Source organism: Biomaibacter sp. TOL (assembly GCF_059717795.1).
On record NZ_AP046092.1, the window covers coordinates 883,383 to 905,469 of the forward strand.

At 43.5% G+C, this 22,087-nt stretch carries 25 protein-coding genes and 1 pseudogene; 5 read left to right on the forward strand and 21 right to left on the reverse strand.

All coding sequences use genetic code 11. From position 1 onward, the window contains the following. The first annotated feature begins 57 nt into the window (after window positions 1-57). The gene (locus AC6I1H_RS04435; protein ID WP_497739770.1) at window positions 58-2,028 is read left to right on the forward strand and encodes a methyl-accepting chemotaxis protein; all 1,971 of its coding nucleotides are present in this window, start codon (window positions 58-60) and stop codon (window positions 2,026-2,028) included. A 40-nt stretch (window positions 2,029-2,068) separates the two neighbouring features. On the opposite strand, the gene AC6I1H_RS04440 is transcribed toward AC6I1H_RS04435, so the two are convergent. The 4 genes from AC6I1H_RS04440 to AC6I1H_RS04455 form a co-directional block, all read right to left on the reverse strand. Further along, the gene (locus AC6I1H_RS04440; protein ID WP_497739771.1) at window positions 2,069-2,356 is read right to left on the reverse strand and encodes a hydrolase; all 288 of its coding nucleotides are present in this window, start codon (window positions 2,354-2,356) and stop codon (window positions 2,069-2,071) included. 100 nt (window positions 2,357-2,456) lie between these two features. Then, window positions 2,457-3,611 (reverse strand): homocitrate synthase, encoded by a 1,155-nt coding sequence (gene nifV / locus AC6I1H_RS04445; RefSeq protein WP_497739772.1) that lies wholly within the window; start codon window positions 3,609-3,611, stop codon window positions 2,457-2,459. A 187-nt stretch (window positions 3,612-3,798) separates the two neighbouring features. After that, window positions 3,799-4,281 carry a tRNA (uridine(34)/cytosine(34)/5-carboxymethylaminomethyluridine(34)-2'-O)-methyltransferase TrmL gene (gene trmL / locus AC6I1H_RS04450; protein WP_497739773.1) on the reverse strand — a complete coding sequence of 161 codons (483 nt, stop codon included), beginning with the start codon at window positions 4,279-4,281 and terminating at the stop codon, window positions 3,799-3,801. Window positions 4,282-4,286: 5 nt separating this feature from the next. Then, on the reverse strand, window positions 4,287-5,114 hold the full coding sequence (locus tag AC6I1H_RS04455; protein ID WP_497739774.1) for a histidinol-phosphatase: 828 nt from the start codon (window positions 5,112-5,114) through the stop codon (window positions 4,287-4,289). A gap of 266 nt (window positions 5,115-5,380) precedes the next feature. Between AC6I1H_RS04455 and AC6I1H_RS04460 the strand changes: the two genes are divergently transcribed. Beyond that, complete coding sequence (locus AC6I1H_RS04460; RefSeq protein ID WP_497739775.1) at window positions 5,381-5,965, forward strand: Uma2 family endonuclease; 585 nt, start codon at window positions 5,381-5,383, stop codon at window positions 5,963-5,965. Window positions 5,966-6,058: 93 nt separating this feature from the next. Here AC6I1H_RS04460 and AC6I1H_RS04465 read toward each other — a convergent pair whose 3' ends face one another. From AC6I1H_RS04465 to AC6I1H_RS04500, 8 genes are all read right to left on the reverse strand, one after another. Next, window positions 6,059-6,781 (reverse strand): amino acid ABC transporter ATP-binding protein, encoded by a 723-nt coding sequence (locus AC6I1H_RS04465; protein ID WP_497739776.1) that lies wholly within the window; start codon window positions 6,779-6,781, stop codon window positions 6,059-6,061. Beyond that, the gene (locus AC6I1H_RS04470) at window positions 6,774-7,433 is read right to left on the reverse strand and encodes an amino acid ABC transporter permease (RefSeq protein ID WP_497739777.1); all 660 of its coding nucleotides are present in this window, start codon (window positions 7,431-7,433) and stop codon (window positions 6,774-6,776) included. Before AC6I1H_RS04470 ends, AC6I1H_RS04465 begins: the two co-directional genes overlap by 8 nt. Window positions 7,434-7,488: 55 nt before the next feature. Then, window positions 7,489-8,385, reverse strand: a complete 897-nt coding sequence (locus AC6I1H_RS04475; RefSeq protein ID WP_497739778.1) for a basic amino acid ABC transporter substrate-binding protein — start codon at window positions 8,383-8,385, stop codon at window positions 7,489-7,491. 130 nt (window positions 8,386-8,515) lie between these two features. Beyond that, window positions 8,516-8,821: a zinc-ribbon domain containing protein gene (locus AC6I1H_RS04480; protein ID WP_497739779.1), complete on the reverse strand. Its 306-nt coding sequence runs from the start codon at window positions 8,819-8,821 to the stop codon at window positions 8,516-8,518. A 201-nt stretch (window positions 8,822-9,022) separates the two neighbouring features. After that, window positions 9,023-9,466: a flagellar export chaperone FlgN gene (locus tag AC6I1H_RS04485; protein WP_497739780.1), complete on the reverse strand. Its 444-nt coding sequence runs from the start codon at window positions 9,464-9,466 to the stop codon at window positions 9,023-9,025. 9 nt (window positions 9,467-9,475) lie between these two features. Continuing rightward, the gene (gene fliS, locus AC6I1H_RS04490) at window positions 9,476-9,850 is read right to left on the reverse strand and encodes a flagellar export chaperone FliS (protein WP_497739781.1); all 375 of its coding nucleotides are present in this window, start codon (window positions 9,848-9,850) and stop codon (window positions 9,476-9,478) included. A 20-nt stretch (window positions 9,851-9,870) separates the two neighbouring features. Further along, a complete protein-coding gene (gene fliD / locus AC6I1H_RS04495; RefSeq protein ID WP_497739782.1) occupies window positions 9,871-11,751 on the reverse strand; it encodes a flagellar filament capping protein FliD in 1,881 nt (626 codons plus the stop codon). 33 nt (window positions 11,752-11,784) lie between these two features. After that, the gene (locus AC6I1H_RS04500; protein WP_497739783.1) at window positions 11,785-12,159 is read right to left on the reverse strand and encodes a flagellar protein FlaG; all 375 of its coding nucleotides are present in this window, start codon (window positions 12,157-12,159) and stop codon (window positions 11,785-11,787) included. A gap of 422 nt (window positions 12,160-12,581) precedes the next feature. On the opposite strand from AC6I1H_RS04500, the gene AC6I1H_RS04505 reads away from it, so the two are divergent. Both AC6I1H_RS04505 and AC6I1H_RS04510 read left to right on the forward strand, forming a co-directional pair. Further along, on the forward strand, window positions 12,582-12,752 hold the full coding sequence (locus AC6I1H_RS04505; RefSeq protein ID WP_497739784.1) for a toxin-antitoxin system protein: 171 nt from the start codon (window positions 12,582-12,584) through the stop codon (window positions 12,750-12,752). Continuing rightward, window positions 12,749-13,033 (forward strand): annotated as a pseudogene (locus tag AC6I1H_RS04510) (type II toxin-antitoxin system PemK/MazF family toxin); the annotation flags it as partial. The gene AC6I1H_RS04505 and the pseudogene AC6I1H_RS04510, both read left to right, overlap by 4 nt. A 108-nt stretch (window positions 13,034-13,141) precedes the next feature. On the opposite strand, the gene AC6I1H_RS04515 reads toward AC6I1H_RS04510, so the two are convergent. The 6 genes from AC6I1H_RS04515 to brxF form a co-directional block, all read right to left on the reverse strand. Beyond that, complete coding sequence (locus tag AC6I1H_RS04515) at window positions 13,142-17,641, reverse strand: PDDEXK-like endonuclease domain-containing protein (protein WP_497739785.1); 4,500 nt, start codon at window positions 17,639-17,641, stop codon at window positions 13,142-13,144. A 44-nt stretch (window positions 17,642-17,685) separates the two neighbouring features. Then, window positions 17,686-18,171 carry a hypothetical protein gene (locus AC6I1H_RS04520; protein WP_497739786.1) on the reverse strand — a complete coding sequence of 162 codons (486 nt, stop codon included), beginning with the start codon at window positions 18,169-18,171 and terminating at the stop codon, window positions 17,686-17,688. After that, a complete protein-coding gene (locus AC6I1H_RS04525; RefSeq protein ID WP_497739787.1) occupies window positions 18,126-18,368 on the reverse strand; it encodes a hypothetical protein in 243 nt (80 codons plus the stop codon). The genes AC6I1H_RS04520 and AC6I1H_RS04525 overlap by 46 nt, the downstream gene beginning before the upstream one ends. Then, a complete protein-coding gene (locus AC6I1H_RS04530; protein ID WP_497739788.1) occupies window positions 18,353-18,817 on the reverse strand; it encodes a PglZ domain-containing protein in 465 nt (154 codons plus the stop codon). Before AC6I1H_RS04530 ends, AC6I1H_RS04525 begins: the two co-directional genes overlap by 16 nt. 28 nt (window positions 18,818-18,845) lie before the next feature. Then, entirely contained in the window at window positions 18,846-19,052 is a 207-nt protein-coding gene (locus AC6I1H_RS04535; protein WP_497739789.1) for a hypothetical protein, read from the reverse strand. A 105-nt stretch (window positions 19,053-19,157) separates the two neighbouring features. Next, window positions 19,158-19,364 (reverse strand): BREX-3 system P-loop-containing protein BrxF, encoded by a 207-nt coding sequence (brxF, locus tag AC6I1H_RS04540; protein ID WP_497739790.1) that lies wholly within the window; start codon window positions 19,362-19,364, stop codon window positions 19,158-19,160. 207 nt (window positions 19,365-19,571) lie between these two features. On the opposite strand from brxF, the gene AC6I1H_RS04545 reads away from it, so the two are divergent. Next, on the forward strand, window positions 19,572-20,309 hold the full coding sequence (locus AC6I1H_RS04545; protein ID WP_497739791.1) for a hypothetical protein: 738 nt from the start codon (window positions 19,572-19,574) through the stop codon (window positions 20,307-20,309). Window positions 20,310-20,465: 156 nt separating this feature from the next. Here the strand turns inward: AC6I1H_RS04545 and AC6I1H_RS04550 are convergent, their stop codons facing one another. The 3 genes from AC6I1H_RS04550 to AC6I1H_RS04560 are packed head-to-tail and all read right to left on the reverse strand — an operon-like array spanning window position 20,466 to window position 21,778. Beyond that, on the reverse strand, window positions 20,466-20,930 hold the full coding sequence (locus tag AC6I1H_RS04550; protein WP_497739792.1) for a preprotein translocase subunit SecB: 465 nt from the start codon (window positions 20,928-20,930) through the stop codon (window positions 20,466-20,468). After that, entirely contained in the window at window positions 20,927-21,292 is a 366-nt protein-coding gene (locus AC6I1H_RS04555; RefSeq protein WP_497739793.1) for a helix-turn-helix domain-containing protein, read from the reverse strand. Before AC6I1H_RS04555 ends, AC6I1H_RS04550 begins: the two co-directional genes overlap by 4 nt. 42 nt (window positions 21,293-21,334) lie before the next feature. Further along, entirely contained in the window at window positions 21,335-21,778 is a 444-nt protein-coding gene (locus AC6I1H_RS04560) for a hypothetical protein (RefSeq protein ID WP_497739794.1), read from the reverse strand. Window positions 21,779-22,087: the final 309 nt, after the last annotated feature.

Sequence of the window (22,087 nt, forward strand, 5' to 3'; positions counted from 1 at the left end):
CGAAAGGGCATTTTTTATTATAACCAATTTATCAACATATTTCAGGGGGGTTTTCATGTGAAAAAAAGCTTAAAGACTCGTCTAGCCGTATATCTCACCGCAATGGCCCTTATTCCTCTCGTTGTTATGGGAATCATTATCAACTATTTTGTAAAAGATTCCATGATGCATGAAGTGCAGGATAAAGTCAGCATTATAGTAAACAACCTCAATGACAATATCGACCTTTTCTTAGAGCAGAACAAAAACATTATCACATTTCTCGCCACCACTAAAACGGTAAGGACCATGGATCAGGACCAGATCACTCCTTTCCTGTATGACATGACTCAGCAAAATCCCCAGATACTGCGGATATATGTGGCCGATACAGCCGGCAAGGTTTTCGCGGTGCCTTTTGCATCTTTTCCTGACAACTATGATGTAAAAAGTGAGTCGTGGTACACCGGAGCCATGGATGCAAAAGGCCTCTATGTGACCAAAGTAAAAGTTGACCAGACATCGGGTAACTCTATCATATCCATATCTAACGTCATTTTATCCGACACCGGCCAGCCCGTGGGCGTCATCAGTGCGGATGTTTCCCTGGTGAGTCTGACGAGAATAGTCATGAACATGAAAGTCGGCAAGGAAGGATATGCGTACATAACCGACAGCGACGGTTATGTCATAGCCCACAAGGATTATAAAATCGTAAAATCCCGTGAAAACCGTTCAAAATATGATTTTGTCAAGGCCGCGCTGGCGGGGAAATCCGGATTTACTACATATGAAATAGAAGGAGTAAAAAGATTCGTAGCATATGGTAAACAGAAATCCATAGGATGGGGCATATTCGTGCAGCAGCCGGTAGGCGAGGCTTTTGCAAACGTTAATAAAGTAACCGGCACCATATACATATCTGCTCTTTTTATGGCGCTGCTCGGTCTTGGCATGAGCTTTTTCATAGGAAGCTTACTGGTAAAGCCATTGAGACACATAGTAAAAGTATCAAATACCGTCGCGTCCGGGAACTTGACGGAAAATGTAGACATAAAAGACTCTACAGAAATCGGAATTCTTGCTTCATCTTTCAATTCGATGGTCTCAAACCTTAGAAATCTCGTAAAGGAAGTTATCAAGGCGGCGGAAAGCATGTCCGCATCCGCAGAAGAACTGGCCGCGGGAGCAGAGCAGAGCAACCAAGCCACTCAACAGGTAGCGGGGGCCATCGAGCAGATTGCTGCCGGAGCCAACGAACAGGTCAGAAAGCTTGCTGAAATCTCAGACATAATGGACAAACTGGTGGTTTCCAACGGCAAGGTTGAGGAAAACGCCCAATCAACGGCTTCTTCAGCCGAAGAAATGGCTAAAAACGCTAAAGAGAGCCAGCAGAGAATAGAGACTGCCACAGAAAAGATGCATATCATCAAATCGACGGTAGATAGGGCCAATAAAATAATGCTGGAACTGGACTCGAAGGTCACCGAAATAGGCAAGATCTCCGGGATAATCCGCGACATTGTCGATCAGACCAATCTTCTCGCGCTGAATGCATCCATAGAAGCAGCCCGGGCGGGCGAACACGGCCGGGGTTTTGCCGTGGTGGCGGATGAAGTGAGAAAACTGGCAGAGCAGTCCGGAGAGGCCGCAAAGCAGATATCCCAGATTGTAAAATTGATACAGAGCAGCAGCAAGATTGCCGTAAACGCCATGGCAGAAAGCAATATACAGGTGGACGAAGGTCAGGCTCTCATCAATGAAATCAATGAGAGGATAAGTGGATTGATGGAGCAAATCGATGCGGCTGCGGTGCGATCCAGAGAAATCTCCTCCGAACTTTCCTTGCAGTATCAAAATGTGGAACACATTGTGGAAATGGTTCAGAATATATCCAGTATCTCCCAGGAAACCGCCGCCGGCACCGAAGAAGTTTCAGCCACATCAGAAGAACAGACGGCTACCATGGAAAATATCGCGGCATCGGCTCAGGAACTGGCAAAACTGGCGGAAAATCTGACTACGTTGGTCAACAAATTCAAGGTATAAAAAAAGCCCGGTGCATGCCGGGCTTTCTAATTTTGAATTTCTATCTGCTGTTCAAATTTGATGTTATCTTTTCCTGAGCAATGAGTCTGTTGTCCAGCTTCTTAATATCATCCCAGATATACCTTAATTCTTTTCTTATCTCTTTCTGGCCTTCTTCCAGTTTCTTCTGGCCTTCTTCCAGCTTCTTCTGGCCTTCTTCCAGCTTCTTCTGGCCTTCTTCCAGCTTCTTCTGGCCTTCCTCCAGCTTCTTCTGGCCTTCCCTTAAGTCCGATATACTGTTTTCAATTCCATTGATTTTTTCTAAAATATTTTTTAAAATTTCTTCCATTTAGCAAGTCCCCCTTTACCAAACTCATGTCTATTATAACACATATTTTAAAAAATGGGGGAAAACTTTGTTATCCATTTTCATTTCTAAACTCATACATTTACACGGCTTTTCGAGTCAAATTCAATATATTTTTATAAATTGAAATTAGTTCCCTGTCAATAAGGGGCCTTTTAAGGGCAACGGCCATGCTTCGCACTTCTTCCAGGATGTCTTTTGCCATTTCTTCATCTATAAAGATACCGTACTCTTTTAATCTGGCTTTTACAGAAGCAGTGCCGGAATGTTTGCCTATGATGATTTTTCTTTTAAGGCCAAGTTCTACAGGGTCTAAAAACTCGTAGGTAGACGGGTCTTTTATTACGCCATCGGCATGAATACCCGATTCATGGGCAAATATATTGTCACCCACTATTGTCTTGTTGAGGGAAAGGGGCCTTGCCGAAGCTTTTGCCACGTATTCGCATATTTCCTTTAGCAAATTTACTTTTATATCCACATTGTAACCCAAAGAATATTTCATAGCCATAGCCACTTCTTCCAGAGGGGCGTTACCGGCCCTTTCCCCCAAGCCGTTTACCGTAACGCCAACATACGCCGCTCCCGCTTCAATGCCCGCCAGCGCATTGGCGGTGGCCATCCCTAAATCATTATGGGTGTGCATTTCCACTTCGATACCCGCTTTTGTTATTAACTCTTCAACCATTTTTACTGTTTTGAACGGATTTAATATGCCCAGAGTGTCACAGAACCGCAGCCTGTCGGCTCCAGCTTTTTTGGCCTCCAGAGCGAATTTTACCAGGAAATCCATGTCCGTCCTGGATGCGTCTTCCGCATTAACGGAAACGTATACCCCCTGGCTTTTGGCATATTCCGCGGCTTTAGCCATCTGTTCCAGAACCCACTCCCTGCTCTTTTTCAGCTTGTTTTTTATGTGAATGTCGGAAGTGGAAATTGATATGGCCACTGCATCCACGCCGCAATCCAGAGACTCTTTTATATCCTCTACGCTGGCCCTGTTCCATGCCATAATGCTGGCTGAAAGTCCCGATTTTGCTATTGCCTTTATGGCCGCCTTTTCATCTCCCCCCATTACCGGCGTCCCGACTTCAAGTTGGTCTACCCCCAGTTCATCCAGCATCTTTGCAATCTCCAGCTTTTCATGGTTTGCAAACACCACTCCTGCCGTCTGCTCTCCATCTCTTAGAGTGGTATCCACGAACTTTATTTTCCTACCCATCAATTCCGCCGCCATATTCATCTCTCCCTGCTTTTATGTATTATTGTATACAATTATACTTGCGTTTTATTTTTTTGTCAAGAATTTATTTTTGATCCAATAGCCGGAGGAATGAGTCAGGGGACGGTTGAGTCAGGGGACGGTTCTCTGACTCACTGAAAGTGAGTCAGAGAACCGTCCCCTGACTCAACCGTCCCCTGACTCATTTGCTGGATGGGCCCTGAATCTTCAAACCTCTGAATCCATTTTGCCTCAGGGCTTCATATACAACTATGGCAACGGAATTGGAAAGATTCAAAGACCTGGCGTCGTCAATCATGGGTATCCTGACGCAGCTCTCCCAGTGAGCCGCAAGTATATCCAGTGGCAGGCCGGCGGTTTCCCTGCCGAATACAAGATAGCATCCGGGTTCATAACTCATGTCCGTGTAGCATTTTTTTGCCTTGGTGGTAAGAAAATACATGACAGCTTCGGGATTTTCGTCTTCAAACCTTTGATAATTCTCATAATATTTGACATTCACCAGATGCCAGTAATCCAGCCCCGCCCTCTTCAAAAACTTATCTTCCAGAGAAAACCCCAGCGGCCCCACCAGATGCAAAGTAGCGCCGGTAGCGGCACAGGTCCTGGCGATGTTTCCGGTGTTCTGCGGTATTTCGGGTTCAACCAGCACAATATTGAACATAATCATCATCCTTTAAAAACGAATCTATTTTCCGGTTGAGTCAGAGAACCGTCCCCTGACTCATAACCGTAGTGTTTTACAAAATCCAGGGCTCTGTCAAAATCCCTGCCCACATCTTCGGGTCTGTGGGCGTCAGAGTTTATCATGACGGGGACATTATATGCGGCAAAATACCCCATCATCCGGGGCGAAGGATATATTTCGCCCACTGGCTTGCGGAGTCCCGCGGTGCTCACTTCCGCGCAGAGCCCCCTCTTCTTCATGGCTTCAGCCACCCGCTCGTATGTCCGGCTCATGTCGCACCCGGCTCTGTGGCCGAATACTTTTATCACATCAGGATGGGCTATGCAGTCAAATATCCCCGAATCTATTGCTTTCAATAAAATATCGAAGTATTCGAGATAAGTTCTGTCTACATCCCGCAAATTCCATTCTTCCAAGAGCTCAGGGTTGTCAAAGCCGAAATCTCCAATCCAGTGGACGGCACCCAGAACGTAATCGAAGGGGTAATTATGCAAAAATTCCCGTATTTCGTCCTCATATTCGGGTATGTAGTCCATCTCTATGCCGAGTTTTACAGGAAAACCCATACTTTTAGCCTTTTCCACTATATCGATGTATTCTTCTATGTTTTTTGTGGCTTCTTTAGCGACCCACCGGCTTCGAAATCCCGGGCTTCTGTACAGGGAAATTGCCTGGACAAACCTGTGGCCGTGTTCGGAAAAACCGATTTCAGCGATTCCTCTTTTTTCACCCTCCTCTATAAATCTTTTTATCCAGTCAATAGTGTATGGACCCTGTTCAAGATGCACATGATAATCTCTGAATTTCATAAAATCTCTCCTCAACTAGAATTAGTAGTGTCAGTAGCATGAAACCGTCGGCATCGATACTTTATAATGGCAAATGCCGCACAAAGTTTCAAGAGAATCTGCCGCTTTTAAACCTTTCGCCTTGTACTCGGGGATTTAGAATCAAAGATTCTCTTTTTTTGATTATAGCACAAGCGGCAAATTACTTTAATACTTAAAAATATTGAATATTACTTTTATCTGACTCAATTTTATGATAAAATAGTTTACGGTAAGGAGGGATTTAAATGGCGTTTCAGTTGAATAGACAGAATAGACTATATACTTATAAGGATTATCTAAGCTGGGGCGATGATGAAAGATGGGAGTTGATAGACGGCATCGCTTTTAATATGACGCCGGCGCCTTCGCGATTTCATCAGGATATATCCGGAGAATTATTTGCCCAATTTCACAACTATTTAAAAGGCAAACCCTGCAAAGTGTATGCAGCGCCTTTTGATGTCCTGCTGCCTGCAGCAGGCGAAAAGGAGGGAGATATAAAGACGGTGGTTCAGCCCGATATAGTGGTAGTCTGCGACCCGGCCAAGCTCAACGAAAAAGGCTGCATCGGCGCCCCCGATCTCATAATAGAAATACTGTCTCCAAACACCGCAAAAAAGGATATGGTCTTAAAATTTGCAAAGTATGAAACAGCCGGTGTGAAAGAATACTGGATAATCTCTCCCGAAAATAAAACCCTCATGGTATTAAAATTAGATTCTGCCGCCTCCCGCTACGGCAGACCGGAAATGTATTCCGACGAAGATACGGTGAAAGTCGGCATCTTCGATGATTTGTGCATCGATTTAAAAACAGTCTTTTCTGCATGACTGTTTTTCCGCAGTTAAAAAGCCCGGTAAAACCGGGCCTTTATGGGAGGGGGATTTAAATGAGCAGGCGCAGCCTTTAGCAGGCTTTGCCTGTCACAGTATTTTGCTGAGAAAATCCTTTGTGCGCGGATTCTGAGGCCTGTTATATATATCGTCGGGAGTCCCTTCTTCCAGTATCCTGCCTTCATCCATAAATATCACCCTATCGCCCACTTCCCGGGCAAATCCCATCTCATGGGTCACCACCACCATGGTCATGCCCTCCCGCGCCAGGTCCTTCATGACGTCCAGCACTTCCTTTATCATCTCCGGATCGAGGGCCGATGTGGGCTCATCGAAAAGCATTATTTTGGGATTCATGGCCAGCGCCCGGGCTATAGCCACCCGCTGTTTCTGGCCGCCGGAAAGCTGAGCGGGAAAACTGTAGGCTTTGTCCGCAAGCCCCACACGGTTCAACAGCTGCATGGCCCGATCTCGGGCTTCCTGCGGGCTTTCACCTTTGACTTTAATTGGGGCGAGGGTAATATTTTCTATGACGCGCTTGTGGGGAAAAAGATTGAAGTGCTGAAAGACCATCCCCACGTCCTGCCGCAGTTTGTTCACGTCAGTTTTCGGATCCATGAGGTTTTTCCCCTCGATATACACCTCTCCTCGCGTGGGCTCCTCCAGAAGATTCAGGCAGCGCAGAAACGTGCTTTTGCCGGAGCCGCTAGGCCCGATTATTACCACCACTTCGCCTTTTTCCACTTTATTATTTATTCCTTTTAAAACTTCCAGCCGGCCGAAATTCTTATATAGATCCCTGACTTCAATCACTGACGGCCAGCCTCCTCTCCAGAATGCCCAGCAGCCTGGAAAAGCCTATGGTCATGACGAGATAAAAAGCCGCCACAGTAATATACGGCTCAAAGGGTTTATAGGTGTTAGCCGCCACAATCTGCCCCGCTCGGGTGAGCTCGGAAAACCCAATGGTTGTAGCCAGGGACGAATTCTTCAAAAGAGTCACAAACTCATTGCCCAGAGGCGGAATCATCTTCTTGAAAGCCTGGGGCAGTATGATGTACCTCATGGCCTGGGTATGACTCATGCCCAGGGACCTGGCGGCTTCCATCTGGCCTTTTTCCACCGCCAGAATGCCACCGCGGATAATTTCGGCGACATACCCGCCGCTGTTGATGCCAAGGGCCATTACGGCTGCAGGATATTCGGGAATATTTACGCCCAGGATTTGTGGAAGGCCGAAATAGAAAATAAATATTTGCACCAGCAGCGGTGTTCCTCTGATGACCTCCACATAGGCGCCGCACAAAACTCTGACGGGCCAGAAGTGTGACAGCTTGCCCATCCCTACAAAAAGGCCTATGACAATGCCCATCAGTACAGCCAGCGCCGTTATTTTGACGGTTACAAAGGCTCCCACTACAAACAGATTGAAATATGGTTTTATTATGGAAAAGTCCAGATTCATGTCAAAAGCTGCTCCTCTCAAAGAGTAAGGGCTCCGCAAAGAGCCCTGATGCGCCTTACTTCTTTTCGACGGGTTTAAAGTCTACAAACCATTTCTGTACCAGTTTGTCATATTCTCCGCTGTCTTTCAGATCCTTTAAAACCTTGTTCACGACTTCCAGGAGCTTGGTGTCTTCCTTCCTTATGGGGATGCCGTTCTGCTCGGAATTCAACTTATCCCCGGCTTTCTCGAATTTGTCGGGATTCAGCTTTAAATAGGCGTCGGCTACAACACTGCCCACAATGGCCGCATCAACGCGCTTATTCATGAGGTCCAGCATCACCGCATCCACTCTATCAAACTGTTTCAGTTTCGCTCCTTCAATCTTTTTGGCCTCCGCCTCGCCAGTGGTGCTGAGCTGTACGCCTATGGTCTTGCCCTTTAAATCATCTTTGCCCTTGATGCCGCTGCCCTTGTAGGTCACTATCTGCTGACCGCCGTCCAGGTATGGATCAGAAAAATTCACACTCTTTTTTCGTTCTTCCGTGATGGTAAAAGCCGCAATGGCTATATCCACCTTCTTGGCGAGCAGAGCCGGAAGTATGCCGTCAAACGCCATGTCCTTTATTTCAAGTTCAACGCCCAGCTCTTTCGCAATAGCCTTCGCAATGTCTATGTCAAAACCCGTGATTTCATCCTTGCCGCCGGAAATGTCGTGGAACTCATACGGAGGATAATCGGCACTGGTGGCCATCACCAGCTTGCCCGAATTCTTTATCTTCTGAACTATGTCTTCTTCGCCAGCTCCATTGCCGTTGTCCGCCGGCTGCTGGGATGACTGATTCTCATTGCTCTGAGCAGCTTGGTCTTGGTTCGGTTCAGTTGAAGCCGCTTTATTTCCGCAGCCCGCCAGAACGCTTAAAACCATAATAATTATCAACCCGAATACTGCCGCCCTTTTTAATTTTATCATTTTGTTCCCCTCTCTCAACGTCAAATTTAAAGTCAGGTATAATTATACATTATAAAGTATATTATTTCAATATGTAATTTATATCAAAAAAATAAAGGCCCGGTGTAACCCGGACCTTAATTTCCCTTTTTTAAGCGTTCTGGACCATGCGGTGATTCTGGTAGCAAGCGCTGCAGTATACGGGTCTGTCGTTTCTGGGCTTAAAGGGAACCTGTGTGGGTGCTCCGCAGTCGGCGCAAACCGCATCATACATCTGCCTCGGCTGTTTTCTTGAACCGCCGTCGCTCATTCTCTTCTTGCGGGCGTCTCTGCAGGCTTTGCAGCGGGTGGGCTCATTCTCAAAACCCTTTTCCGCGTAAAATTCCTGCTCGCCGGCGGTGAAAACAAACTCGTTCCCACACTCTTTGCATACCAATGTTTTGTCCTGAAATGCCATTAAAAAAACCCCTCACTTTAAATGATTTTATCGGCACTTCCTTAGCTGACCTGGTCTTCCCAACAAACGCCGCATACTGCGAGTGGAACGCCACCGCTGGGAGTCGCTTCGCCTACGGCACTGGCATCGACTTTCAACCACAGACCTAAGTTATGCCATATATCATTATACACTCATTTGTTAAAAAATGCAAGAAAAAAATTACTTTTTTGTATCAATAAAGGCACCAAACCGGGATGGCCTTGATTCTATGGCTCCGTACCCCCTCAGGGCGCGTTCTGTATGTTTCAAATTTGTTATATCATCCGAAAGCTGTAATTGAAGTTCCCTAGCTTTTTTAATATTTTCGTCGTCTTTTTCTTTAATTCCTTTTAAAATAACCCGTATGGCTTCAAAAAATTTTTTTAACTCTCCATCTTTTTCGATGCTTCTTAAAAGAACAGCGGAATCTCCGGAACAGGCGGACAAGGCTTTGCCGTCCAGGTCATCCACCCTGTCCATTTGCTGTTTCCGGAGTTTTAACAATTCTAACGCCTGCTCGATATCTTCTTCCTCAAACGCTTTTCCTATCTTCCAAGTCGTTTCCCTGATTTCTTCGAGGATATTCTTTTTTGAACTCAACAGCATTTTTAAATCATCAGCCATTTTACACCCTCAAACTTGCGATTTCATTCTTTTTGACGCCTCATACCATGTCTGCCTCAAATCTTCCAGCAGCGGCTCCACCTCATCTAGGATCGCCACGTCCTTTTTAATATTAGCTTCGATGAGTTTTTCGTTTATAAAGTTGTAAAGGCTTCTTAAATTCTTAGATATGTCATAATTCATATCCAAGCTGCAGTTCAGCTCTGAAATAATATCTTGCACCCTGATCAGGTTTTGGTTCGACCCCTCAAAGTCCCTTTTTAACATGGCTTCCCTGGCGGTTTTTATAAACCGCACTGCACCGTCGTAAAGCATCAGCACCAGCTTCTGCGGCGACGCCAGTATTATGGAATTTTGCTGATACTGTCTATATGCGTCTATCATTTTTACCCCCACTTCTCTTGTTATGAACTTCCAAGCCCCAGCTGCTGCGACAGCCACAGGCTCTGTTGATTGTAGTAAGATATCGCTTCCTCAAGTGCTGTAAATTTATCATAGTAACGCTCTTCAAGATCGTCCAGATAGTCCTCCATATCGCTTATCCTGTCGCTCAGGTCGCTTATCTTTTTGCCCAGGGAACTGTTGTCGTAAAGCTCGTAATCCCCGCCCCCGGCTTTGTCGGTAATGCTGTCAATGCCTGATTTCAATATGTCGTAAAGCTTTACCGCCACGCCGTTTTTTGAAGAATCGCTGTCATCCGATGCGGTAAACAATTTCATTACGGCTTCAGGATCTTTCGCAAGGGCTTCCTTCAACTTGTCTTCATCAAGATAAAGCTTCCCCTTTTCCTGATACGTGCCGGTGGTTATGCCTATTTCGCTCAACGTATCAAAATCGCTCGAAAGCCCGCTTACCGGAGTGTATATAGCCTGCCGCATTTTATTGATAATGCCCATCAGCAGCGTATCGGAGCGCAGAAGACCGCTTTTTGCTTTCTCCTCCCAAGCTTCAATCTGTTTTTCGGTCATCTCCTCTTTTTGGGCATCAGTCAGCGGAGAATAATCATAATAGCGCTCTTCAGAAAGCTTTTCGTTAATAGCGCTGATGGTGTCGTTGTACTGTGAAATAAAGTTTTTTATCGTATCCACTACGGTGTCGGTATCGTATTCCACTTTCAAAGTAGCCGTTTCCGTCATGACCTGCTTGAGGTTGAACTGTATACCGTTTAACGTAAAGGAATTGGACTGATTCTCCACCGTAATGTCGCTAAATACTATCTTGGAGTTGGTGCCCTTTTTAATCTCCCCCGATGCTATGTTGAAAGCACTGCTGGGACCGAACAGGTTTCCTTCAGTATTTTCTATTTTTATAGAAGCGCTTTCTCCAGTATCTTTGGTCTTTATGACTATTTTATCGGTCAGGGTGTCGTAAGTTGCAGTTACATTGATGTTTTCATTGGAGGATATCGCCTTCAGTATATCATTAATTGTGGCGCTGCTGTCAAATGTGAACTCTGCCGATTTGTCGCCGTTATATATAGTAAATTTGAACTGTTCTCCCGGCGTGTTTTTAAAGCTCGAACTTTGAGAGCCTATGGACTGGTAAATGTTAATTTCCGAATACGAGTCTCCATCGGAAAATCCGAGAGCCCCAAGGATGCTTTGTGCACTATCGCTGTAATCTTTCAAAGTTATTGTTATGTTGTGATTATAGCCGTCTGCTGGGGAAAAAGTCAGGCTGCCCGAATCCGAACCGACAGTTATTTTCCCGGCTCCAAAAGCATCATTTACAGCCGACTGGACCGCTGCTGCCAGAGAGGCTGCATCGTTATATGTCCCTTCAGCAACGGTTACGGTTTTCTCTACACCGCCGACGGACATCACAAATTTATTTTTAGTTGAATCAACGGTCACAGGAAATGTTATAACATCCCCCGTCAGGGCTTTTGTTATAGAATCGCTGCTGGTAAGCTGGGCGCTCGTCGCCAGGGCTTTTACCTGTACGGTATAGTCACCGCTGGATGCAGCGGAACCGGGCGTAGCCGTAAAATACGCGTCCGCTGTTGTGCCGGAAGATAGAGTCCCGGTAGCCTTGTATTTCAGATATGTCCCTTGAAGCTTCATATTAAATACATTGTCATACAGAGATTTCAACTTAAGATTGAGATCCCTGTACATATCCTGCTGCCACTCTACAAGCTGCTTTTGCTGATAAAGTTTATCCACCTTCGTCCGTTCGGCTTTCATAAGACTTGATACAATCGAATCCACATCGAGACCAGAAACAAGTCCACTCATGCGAAGCGTGCTGGATATATAACTGGAGCTTGAACTCGAACTTGCCACTTGCCACACCTCCCATTAATGTTTGTTTGACTATCAAACCTTTTTGTCGATTATAAGCCCCACCTGCTTCCATATATTTGCAATGAGGTCCAAAAATTTTTCCGGTGGGATTTCGCTTATAAGCTCATCAGTATTCATGTCGTAAATCCTGACGATGACCCTTTTTGTATCTTCATGGATGGAAAATTCAAACCTGGTGTTTTTTATCTCCAAGGCAAAATCCTTCAGATCACCGATGAATTCTCCGAACTCCCCATCTTTAGCCAGGCTGCTGCAATCCCTTTCATCTACCGCAACCGTTTCAGAAGAAATCCTGCCGTTTCCTGCCGGCAATTTCCCTTCCGCCTCCAGCCCCGGCAAAACTCTCTCCACCTGAAGGCTTGAACTTTTAACACTTCCTATCTGCACAAAAATCCACCCTTTAATAAATAATTTTGCAGCTTTTCGCCTTCATCCTTTGTTCCGCATCGAACTTTTCTTTATTAAAATTATCGGATTTTTTGCTGCAGAAGTTAAACTGAAATATCCTCCGTTTTGAGAATTACACGGTATTAAATCAATATATCTCGAATTTTCTTTCCATAAATGCTTTCTTCCTTCTAAAATCTTTTGAAAATATCTGCCAAAAATTTTACTGCCAGATTACCCACAGCGACAGTTTTCATAATGACTAGATCATCGAAATGTGGTAAACTATAATGTAAACTATAATTTAAATAAAATAATCTACAATAAGAAGATGATAAAAGCATGAACAAAACAACCACAGTTAGAATTAATAAGACCACATATGAGACAATCAAAAAACTATCAACTGAGCTTAAAAAACTATGCAAAGTGTAATTGAAAAGGCTATAAAAGAGTATCAAAGAAAGGTTATATTGGAAAATACAGCAAAGGCTTTTGCAAAACTTAAAGCTAATAAGGAATTTTGGCGAGAAGAGATAGAAAAAAGGGAGCTTTGGGACAACACTTTACATGATTTGGAGGAAGAAAATTGAACCCCAAAAAAGGTGAGATTTGGCTCGTTGCCCTGAACCCTACGCGTGATCATGAACAGCGAGGTGTGAGACCTGCTGTGATTGTATCAGTTGATGAATTCAATTCATATCCTGCTTATTTAGTTGTCGCTGTGCCAATAACAAGCAAGAATAAAAATATCCCTTTGCATGTAGAAATACAACCTAAAGTAAGTGGGATTCATGCTGTATCATACGCGAAAACAGAAGATATAAGGTTAATTTCAAAAGAAAGGCTAATAAAAAGAATAGGCACGATACCTTACCGAAGAAGGCGAGGTAATCTCGATTATAAAAGTTACCCCTTTCCCCAGGATGTTCACTTAGATAATATCAGTTTTCAGACTTTTTGTAAACACACCGTAAAATCTTTACATCTCCTCCCACTCCTTGCGAAGCAGTGCGGCCATCCTTATAATTTCTTCTACCAGTTCGCTTCGGGTATCATTCGTATTATTTTCTGGTAGATAGCCTTCAGGTTTTATGCCGTGAGCATTAAGCTGCTCAAACACCCATTTCATGGTTCCCTCAGGATCCCTGTAAAACTCACTGCCGCGGATTCGGATGAATTTCCATCCCAGGCGTTCCAGGACAGCCTGGCGAGCCAAATCCTCCGGCAATTTTTCTATGGGATGCCATCTGTCGCCGTCGCATTCTATCGCTATTCTATTGTCTGCCCATTCTACAACCAGATCTATAAAATAGTAGCCGACCTGCCACTGCGCATGGGTGCGGTAGTAGCCTGCTGCTATAAGGCGCTTTAAAACTTCCTGTTCAAAAGGAGATTGTGTTCTAGCACTTTCACGGGCTAAAGCCCTAGTAACTGCTTCCGGATCTAAAGCGTATTCGATTAAACGGCGGCGGAGATCGCCTTCTTTTAAATCATTATATGGATCTAAGGAATACACCACCCACATCTGGTCTTTAGCCCTGCTGGCAGCTACATTAAACCGCTGTCTAAAACGGTCGGTTTCGCGCAAGGGAAGAGGAGTTCCAGTCGAAGCGTCTACAAGGGACAAAAATACCACATCCCTTTCGTCGCCCTGAAATTGAGCAGCGGTGCCGCACAAAATATTTCGGCTCTTGTATTCTTGTTCGGACAAATACCTTCGAAGCAATGAATCTATGTATCGAGCCTGCTCTTCTCCCACCAAAGATATTACGCCAAAGGTCTTATTTTCGTAAGCCGGATGCTTCGCCGCCGCTACCAACAGTGACGCCAACTCTATTGCCTCTTTTTTATTTATCTTTCTTTCAACGATTGCACCTTGCACCCGGTAGGGTACCACATGAGATTTGAGCGGTACCTTGCCAGATTCCCTCAAAGGTCTTATACTGCCGTTGTAAGAAAGGTGGTTACTGAACTGGATAATTTCCGGTACGCATCGGAAATGCTCTACCAGCATGATGGTGCCGCCGAAGGACTCCCGGGCAATATCGTAAATCGAGCGCCTTCCGTCATAAAGTATGGCATTTGGAATATCCTTTAAGTATTCCGCTATGAGATTCTTTATTTTTTCCAACTCTTGTCCGATTCCTTCCGGGCTTACCTGTTCATGGTCACCCACAACAACTACTTTTTCAGCCAAATACAGCGCAGCAAGGGCCAACGAATCGCACTGGCTTGCTTCATCGATGATAACCACATCAAAGCGCGTCGTCTCTGGTTCGAACTGTTCTACCACGCGGGAAAGCGGCATAATCCACACCGGCACAGCATCACGGGCAATGTTTAACTTCCTGGCCGCCTCCGCCCTCAAATAGGGAGCAAGTTTAGTGTATCCTTTACCAAGTTTTTTCACAATACCCAACCATCCCATCAAAGCCTGCTGCTGTTCAAGTGTCGTCCTTTTCAGCTGCGCTGCCCAGGCCTTGCATTCTATAAGCTCAGCTGTGATCTGCCTTAGAGCTTCGGTTCGCCTGTTTATAAGCCCCTGCAATTCCGATACCGAAACCGATGTGCGCCTTTTAAGTTCCTCTTCGAGCTGCCTCCACCGCCATGCCTCCACGGGGGCCCCCGGCAATTCCGCCTTGCCGTGGACGCCCTGCCGTGTGCGAATAGCCGCTGCCCAACCAGGTGCGAACTGCTCTAGCTTCGTTAAAAGCTGTTCTCTTCTCTTAAGGTGGACCTTACGCCTATAAAGGTCCAAAAGCTTTTCATAGGCCGTTGAATAGTTTTCTGCATCCAAATTTTTAACAGCCTTATACAAACGAGTTACAATTGTACTCTTATTCAATTTCAGAATCTCTCTTAACACTTTTTCCAGGTTTTCAATTTCGACGCGCGCCCAATAATGGCGGATACTCGATATCCTCGATTCGATAATTTCAAGCAATTCTTCCATCAACACTTTGCCCAAAGTTCTGAGTTCTTCAAAAGGAGAACTTTCGGGTTCACGTTGCTTTATAAAAGCTTCCCAATCAAAACCGTAGCTTTTTAATTTCTCAATCAATGGCGAAAGTCTTTTGTCGCTAAATTCGAGCAACCTCTGGATTCGGCCCAAACGCTGAACGGCAGCCCGTTCAGGTTCTTCACTCTGTTTATCAAGTTTGGAACCACCATGCCTTACCACAAGGTAATCCCAGCGCAATATGAGTTCACTGCGCAATCTTGATAGTCTTGCCAGTGCCGCCAGAGCCTGAAAGTGCTGGATCTTGCTTGGTTGTTCCGACGCTACTTTGGCATTCTGAATGAATCTTCGCCATGCGGGACGAAAAATTAGGGAAAGGCCGCCTATACTACCACGGCGCGACGCTTCCTCCACCAGCTCAATAGCCAATCGCTCTTGTTCTTCAAAAGAGATATTTTCGGCCAACCGCGGGCGATGGAGAATGAAAAGCTCCTGCGAGTTCGCTTTCAATTCCTCAATATCTCCCAGCAATTTTATGAGATTATTCCACGGTTCGCAATAGGCTTTGCCCTTAGTTCCAGAATCTACAGCTGCAAGTTCCCAATCTTCAGCCTCCAAAAGTTCCTTTCCGATTTCTTTTGCTTCCTTTGCAAGTTCATCCAAATACCCAACAATTTCTTGCCCTTTTTTCTCATCATCCCAAAACTCCGAACTGAGCGAATTAACCGGATGCGACAAAATTCCACTCAATTCGGAAAAACGCTTGGGAGACATGAGGTTTTCCGGAGAAGGGAGTCCAAAAAGCAACTCACCCTCTTCTTCGGGCGTTATAGCGGCATTGGTTTGATAAAGCTCTACTAATTCTGGAATAGAAAGGGGTAGAGGTTGGCCCGTCTCGACGGGGCCTGGTATCCAGTCATGGACCCCTTTACCTTTCACAACTAGCCTTGCCGCCTCACTTGGGTCATACGACTCGCCGCCTAATACAATGGGCCTGTACTCGCTGCCAACGGCATCTAAAAGGCGCTGCTGCAAAGTCTGAATTTCCCTCTTCAACTGATTTCTCTGGATAGATAAATCTTTTGCCTTTTCTTCAAAAGTTCTTGCATCGCCTCGACTTAGCTGCTCGTTGATATGCCATACGGCCTCTTCTAGCTGCTTTCGGCTCTCCAAATCGTTGTCCAGTACGCTAACACAAAGGGGCCTCAGCGGTTCGACTATTTTGTCTCGAAGCACCCTTAATGCTTTTGAGGTATGGGCGGTGACAAGGACTGATTTGCCCTGTGCGAGGAGATGGCCGATGAGATTTGCAATTGTGTGCGTTTTCCCGGTCCCAGGGGGGCCCTGGACCAGAACTGCACCGTAACTTTCCAATCTTTCGGCTATTTTCAATTGTTCCTTATTCCAAGGCTTGCTAAAAAGAATTTCTTCAGGTTCGCTCCCCGGAAGTCCGGTATATTCTGTTTCCGTCGCCTCAGTTTTCCCGTCCGACAAATCTATTCCGACGATCCTCGACAAAAATGATGGCGGGTCTTTACGCTCCTGCAAATCCTCCAAAATCTTATCCAGCGCAAGGGCAAATCCTAAAGTCCGTTGTCTTAAGAAAATTAAGGTTGACCTTCCTATAACCGGATGTGATGACCTTTCCTGTGGTAACTTTTCCCCGATAAAGTCACCGTGGGGCGAAAGAGTTACTACAAGTCGTCTGAGAAAGCCTGAAGCATCGTCCCCTCCCAGCGGATGAAATCCACTCTTGCTCCATTCATCCTGTACACTTGCTAAATTGTTCAAGTCAATTTCTGTCCCATAGCGAAATGCGGCAGTATAAAGCTGTGGATTTGCTCCTGTATCAATAATGCGAAATTCTGGTACATCGGTGTCAAATTCCAATTGCACCGGCATCAAAAGCACAGGATAATATATTTCTCTCCCTTCAATTTGCCAACTTAAAATACCATCCCCTAGCATCAACTCTACGCGTTCACCTTCACGCTGGATATACCCGTACAATTCGTAGAGGGTTTCGAAAACCTTCATGGCCTGCCTTGCCGGCCGCTCATTTGCCGCCCATTCTGTCCACAATTTCCTCCAGCGTTCGAATTCCTCCACGCGTTTTTTATCGTCTTCGAATCGTTCCACAGCGGAAGCCCCGTCTGGTAATTCTACATTTTTACTTGCTATCGTAAATACATCCTGCTTAAAAGGATCTTCCCAACTGGGCTGGAGCCATTCCTTGATGGATTCGGGAGGTGCCGGCGGTTTTGTGAGCTTGGGCCGCCGGACTCTAAGGATAAATCCATTTCCTTCTGTTTCGGATGCTGAATTTTCCCCTTCTTCTGAAGTAAAAAAGTATGTACGGCTAATAGAAGGATGATCGGGAAGCTCGGAAAACCAAAGCCGCCAGCTATGTTCCTTTATATTTGTTGGAAAAGAATAGCGAATACGGGAAAATTCACGAAGAAAGCTATATAATCTTATCAGGCGTTCTCTTGCCGTCTGGAGTTTTTCATTTACGCTCATGAATATACCCCCATTAGTGGCCATTATTTACTCAATAAAAGTAACTACACACCTACCACAATATCAGTTCCGATTCTGTTAATGTTCAACATTTTTGATGATGTTATGTTCAAATTTAAATCAAATTCAAATGGAAAAAGCGAATAAAGTTTATCTATTTCGGTAAAATCCAGGTAACTTCTATTCGATGGCTTTAAATAGCACAAAATCAAAAAGCATTTTATGGAGCTGTGGGAGATATATATCTCCATGCCGGACGTATAGAGTCCTTTTCCCTCGCTTATTATCAGTCTCCACTCTTTCAAGCTGAATATAATATTGTTAATCGAATATAAAATCGTCTGCCTTTCTCCCCACTTTTCGAAAATCTTTCTCCTTATGTTTTCCAGTTTGAATTTTTCATCCAAATACAGGCTTTTACCGATTAGATAGATGATATCGTTAAAAATAGGGAAGCTTAGCATCATCAAACCGTAGTGCAGCGCTATTTTTTCTTCGGCATTTCCTTGGGCAGTCCATCTCCCTTCCACTCTATAACCTGTTTTTCTCTCAATAAATCACCGAAATCGCCGTATTTATTTTGGTAAACCGCAATCCTATTTGACAATGTATCCAACACAACCTCCTCTTTTTCGCCTCCCTGGCCCACCGTCGATATGTTTCCGTGGTCCGAAGTTATGAAAATCTCATAGCCCCTTTGCTCTGATTCTTCTAAGAACTCCGCCAAAAAGCCGTTTTTATTTTTATACCGCTTCTTATACTTTCCAGCAAGGCCTCCTCTTTAAATGTCTTTATACTCCTCAAATAAGCGATTTCACTTTCTTTATACCCGTGCTCGATGTAAAATTTCTTAAACCGCTTTTCATCGTGATCGGTCGAAAATAACGTATCCTTAAAGCTGACCGGTATCTCTCCCGAAAAAAGAGCCTGCCTCGAAGCAGAAGTTATGGTGGGAATCCAGGCAAAGCAAGCTTTATCCTCCAGAAGAAAACTGCGCTCTTTTAAGAAATTTTTTATGATACACCAATTGAACTCCGACATGCCGTCAAAGACAATCAAAATTACCTTATCCTTCCCTTCTCTTCTTAACAAGTTTACGATGTAATGTTGAACATGATGCACCATGACCGGCGAACTTGTAAAAGACAAGAAGGTAAGTTTGCCGTAGTTGTCCATAAGCCAATTTTTAAACTTTTCATTTATCCTAAGGTTTTCTTAAGTCTCCGCCAAAACTTTCAAGAAATATTCTCCACTGCTCCTGCAAAAAATCGAAAAACGCTTCCTTTCCCTTTAAAATTTTTTCTACGATATCCTTCTCGTTTACAGTATTTAAACTCTTTCTAATATAGCGCCGCAATACAGGTGGAAGCTCGATTCCTTTGTAGTAGAGCTTCAACAGTTTTTTTACCAAATCTCCCAGTGAATTTATTAAAGCCGCATCGACTTGAAAAACGCTTTTTAATATAAAAGCGCAGGTTTCATCAAAGTCTAGCTTTTTTTGAGCTTTGAAGATCTCTCATATATCACGTCGTAATATTCCCTTTCTATCTCCATCAAAACCTCGACATCCAAATTCCTCGCCAGGCCTTGCGTAGACCAAACAATCATCTTTTATAATTCCTCTTGTCGAAGCAATTATTTTCTTGTACCTGCTTATGTTTTTTAATGTTCCGATAGGATTCAACTTCAAATGCTTTTCAAATAAAATCTCCGTGTTGTCCACAAGCCTTGCAACCTACCTTCGAATTCAACTTTTAAACGCTCTATAGACTGCTCCATCTCGCGGCTCGAATCTTTCAAGCTTTTTTCCGTCACATTTATTCTTTCCTTCACCTTCGCAATTTCTCGGTCTATCTGAGCCAGCATCAGATTAAAAGCCTAGAAGACGCACTTAAAGGAAATCGGAGGGAAAACCGAAGACATTCTCGCCGTGTTAAACAGGATAGACCTTATAAATTCCTCAAAAAGGGAACTGGTATTGGAGGAAGTCCATCGCATTTTCGGAAATGTATTTTGCGATATCGTGGCTTTTTCCGCAAAACAAGCTCTTTTATCCATAGAAAGCGGCGATACAGAGGGGCTAAGACAGAGCGGCTACTTTGTCCTTTTGGAATCCATAGAAAAAAACTTCCTATCAAAAGCCCTGCATCTTCAAAAAAAATCCAAGCTTCTCGGATTTAAAGGATTTACCTCCGAGGTCGTAAGAATCACCGACGAATATCAAAAAAGGTTAGAAAACGACGAAAAAAGGCGAGCAAACCTTTTTTCTGCCTTTCTCTCCATTCTGCTGTCCGTTACTTTTATAGGAGCTTTAAGCACACTCCTCCCCATAGGACTTATAGTAGGAACTATTTTCGCCCTTTTCAACAAATTTTCCGGCAAAGAAAAGGACATCGACCTTTCGATGAGCATCGACGTAGAAAATGTAAGGCGGCGCTTTGTCACCGAATTACTAGAACCCCAGGTTATACTTCAGATAAAAAATCTTTCTGAAAAGCTCATAGAAAAGCGCTTTGAACAGATCTTTACTGAAAGCTTCAAGGGGTACACCCGGGAAAAACTGAGCCGTTTTTTGCAGGAGCTGAAAGAATACGTGGAAAGGGTAGACGATATTTTGGAAAGAGTTAAGAGTTTTAATTTATCGACTCTTGCACTCAAAGGTAGCTGAATACGTCCATGACACGATATGGAATAGATGGAATTCATTCTATGCCGTTTAAAATTCAATGGTAACTACTTAGTCAATCGCTGCCACCGGAATATCCAACATCTTGGCAGTATCTATTAACTCTGAATCTTATATAGGCTTCCTTATTATGTAGATTTATGCTTTTTCTGATTGTTTCATTTCTTCTTCTTTCAGCTTTCTTAATTGATGAATATTTATCATTGGCATTCTTACAGGGGGGTTAATTCCTGCCAGTGCTGTGGCAGACAAGACATATGATCTCGTGAACTGGGAAAGAGCAACAACCCCATTCAATTCCAGCATTTTTTTAAAATCTTCTTGTTTTAACGCATTTTTATCGCCTATAAACTTCCCTTCGTAGACAATATTTATTTTAAATAAAATGCTCTTACCCATTTTTGCAACAAAGTTAGATTTAAACTGAACTACACCATAATAAGCCTCATCATGTTCTTCGTTTTTTATAACCTCATAATCGAAGTCATTCTTTATATTTACTTTTTCCTTGCTATTACTCACTTCTTTAGTTTCCAGTACAAATTTTACAACTCTGCTTGAAATCATCTGGAAACTTGCAATTATTTTGTTTGAGTCTATCATGCTGCTTCACCTACAAAATTAAAAGTCAAAATATTATCTTCAGGCACATCCCAAACAGTTACATTTTGCTCTTTTTCTCTAAAAATGACTTTAAACTCCAGACCTAATGCCGATGATATTTTCCATAATTGTTCAATAGTTGGATTATACTCTCCGCTTTCCAGTTTGGAAACCATCGCCTGGGTGCATCCTAATTTTTGTGCTAAATCTTTCTGTGTTAAATTATTTTTTACTCTATAGTTTATTAAAGTAACTGCAATATCAACCAATATATCATCTAATTCAAAATATTTTTTTTCTTCATCATCAGCTATTTCATCGATTAATTCATAGGGATTTCCCAGTGCTTTTTTATAATCCATATTCAACCCTCCATTTAACCTTTACTTTTTAATTATTCCCCTTTAACTGAGTTTTAGACCTGAGTTGACAAGTTCATTTATTCTTTCTTTTGCAACTTCGATCATCGCTTTAGCATAACTTTTGCTGCTTTGTTTCTTTTTGTTATCCTTTTCCTGGAAACAATTTAATAATATTATAATTTCTCTTCCTCTATCGTTAAAGAAAGAAAATAATATCCGTATATTCAGTTTATCAACAAACCTCATAGAATATATTATTCCATTATCTTTTAGTTGCTCAAATGATTTCTGGTAAATACATTGTTTTTTTAGTTTTTCTAAAAACGATAATTTGATTTTATATTTTCGCGAAAAATTTTTCTTTTGGCCGCTCTCTTCTAATAGGACTTTTAACTCCTCGTTAAATGAAAAATAAGTAAAAATATAATTTGAGTTAAACTCTTCCGGATAAATAATTTTGCTTTTTGTCTGCTTTTTCTCCGTCATCCTTGCACCCCTATTATATAACTTATAAGTTATATTAGTCAAGGCCAATTTATTTAAATCAAGATATATTTTTCGGTCTAATATTGTGATTCCTCATCGTTTTGATTCATACCGTAGGTTTTACATCGATTTTTCACATAATTTATGATTCGATATTTCTCAACATTTTCCTTCATGCGGAGGAAGATTTTAAATAAAAAATCTGGAGAATAATCTCCAGCAAAGTCAACGACCTCTTTACAAGGATGTCTGGGCATTGCCTTTGTACAAGAACAATACATGGCTGCAAATGTCGACTTTCCTCGTTCC

Excerpts from the sequence above, each read along its gene's own strand:
- AC6I1H_RS04440 (WP_497739771.1), bottom strand. The coding sequence starts at position 2,356 with ATGGAAGAAATTTTAAAAAATATTTTAGAAAAAATCAATGGAATTGAA.
- nifV (WP_497739772.1), bottom strand. The coding sequence starts at position 3,611 with ATGGCGGCGGAATTGATGGGTAGGAAAATAAAGTTCGTGGATACCACT.
- trmL (WP_497739773.1), bottom strand. The coding sequence starts at position 4,281 with ATGTTCAATATTGTGCTGGTTGAACCCGAAATACCGCAGAACACCGGA.
- AC6I1H_RS04455 (WP_497739774.1), bottom strand. The coding sequence starts at position 5,114 with ATGAAATTCAGAGATTATCATGTGCATCTTGAACAGGGTCCATACACT.
- AC6I1H_RS04460 (WP_497739775.1), top strand. The coding sequence starts at position 5,381 with ATGGCGTTTCAGTTGAATAGACAGAATAGACTATATACTTATAAGGAT.
- AC6I1H_RS04470 (WP_497739777.1), bottom strand. The coding sequence starts at position 7,433 with ATGAATCTGGACTTTTCCATAATAAAACCATATTTCAATCTGTTTGTA.
- AC6I1H_RS04475 (WP_497739778.1), bottom strand. The coding sequence starts at position 8,385 with ATGATAAAATTAAAAAGGGCGGCAGTATTCGGGTTGATAATTATTATG.
- AC6I1H_RS04480 (WP_497739779.1), bottom strand. The coding sequence starts at position 8,821 with ATGGCATTTCAGGACAAAACATTGGTATGCAAAGAGTGTGGGAACGAG.
- AC6I1H_RS04485 (WP_497739780.1), bottom strand. The coding sequence starts at position 9,466 with ATGGCTGATGATTTAAAAATGCTGTTGAGTTCAAAAAAGAATATCCTC.
- fliS (WP_497739781.1), bottom strand. The coding sequence starts at position 9,850 with ATGATAGACGCATATAGACAGTATCAGCAAAATTCCATAATACTGGCG.
- AC6I1H_RS04505 (WP_497739784.1), top strand. The coding sequence starts at position 12,582 with ATGCAAAGTGTAATTGAAAAGGCTATAAAAGAGTATCAAAGAAAGGTT.
- AC6I1H_RS04515 (WP_497739785.1), bottom strand. The coding sequence starts at position 17,641 with ATGAGCGTAAATGAAAAACTCCAGACGGCAAGAGAACGCCTGATAAGA.
- AC6I1H_RS04530 (WP_497739788.1), bottom strand. The coding sequence starts at position 18,817 with ATGGACAACTACGGCAAACTTACCTTCTTGTCTTTTACAAGTTCGCCG.
- AC6I1H_RS04550 (WP_497739792.1), bottom strand. The coding sequence starts at position 20,930 with ATGATAGACTCAAACAAAATAATTGCAAGTTTCCAGATGATTTCAAGC.
- AC6I1H_RS04555 (WP_497739793.1), bottom strand. The coding sequence starts at position 21,292 with ATGGATTATAAAAAAGCACTGGGAAATCCCTATGAATTAATCGATGAA.
- AC6I1H_RS04560 (WP_497739794.1), bottom strand. The coding sequence starts at position 21,778 with ATGACGGAGAAAAAGCAGACAAAAAGCAAAATTATTTATCCGGAAGAG.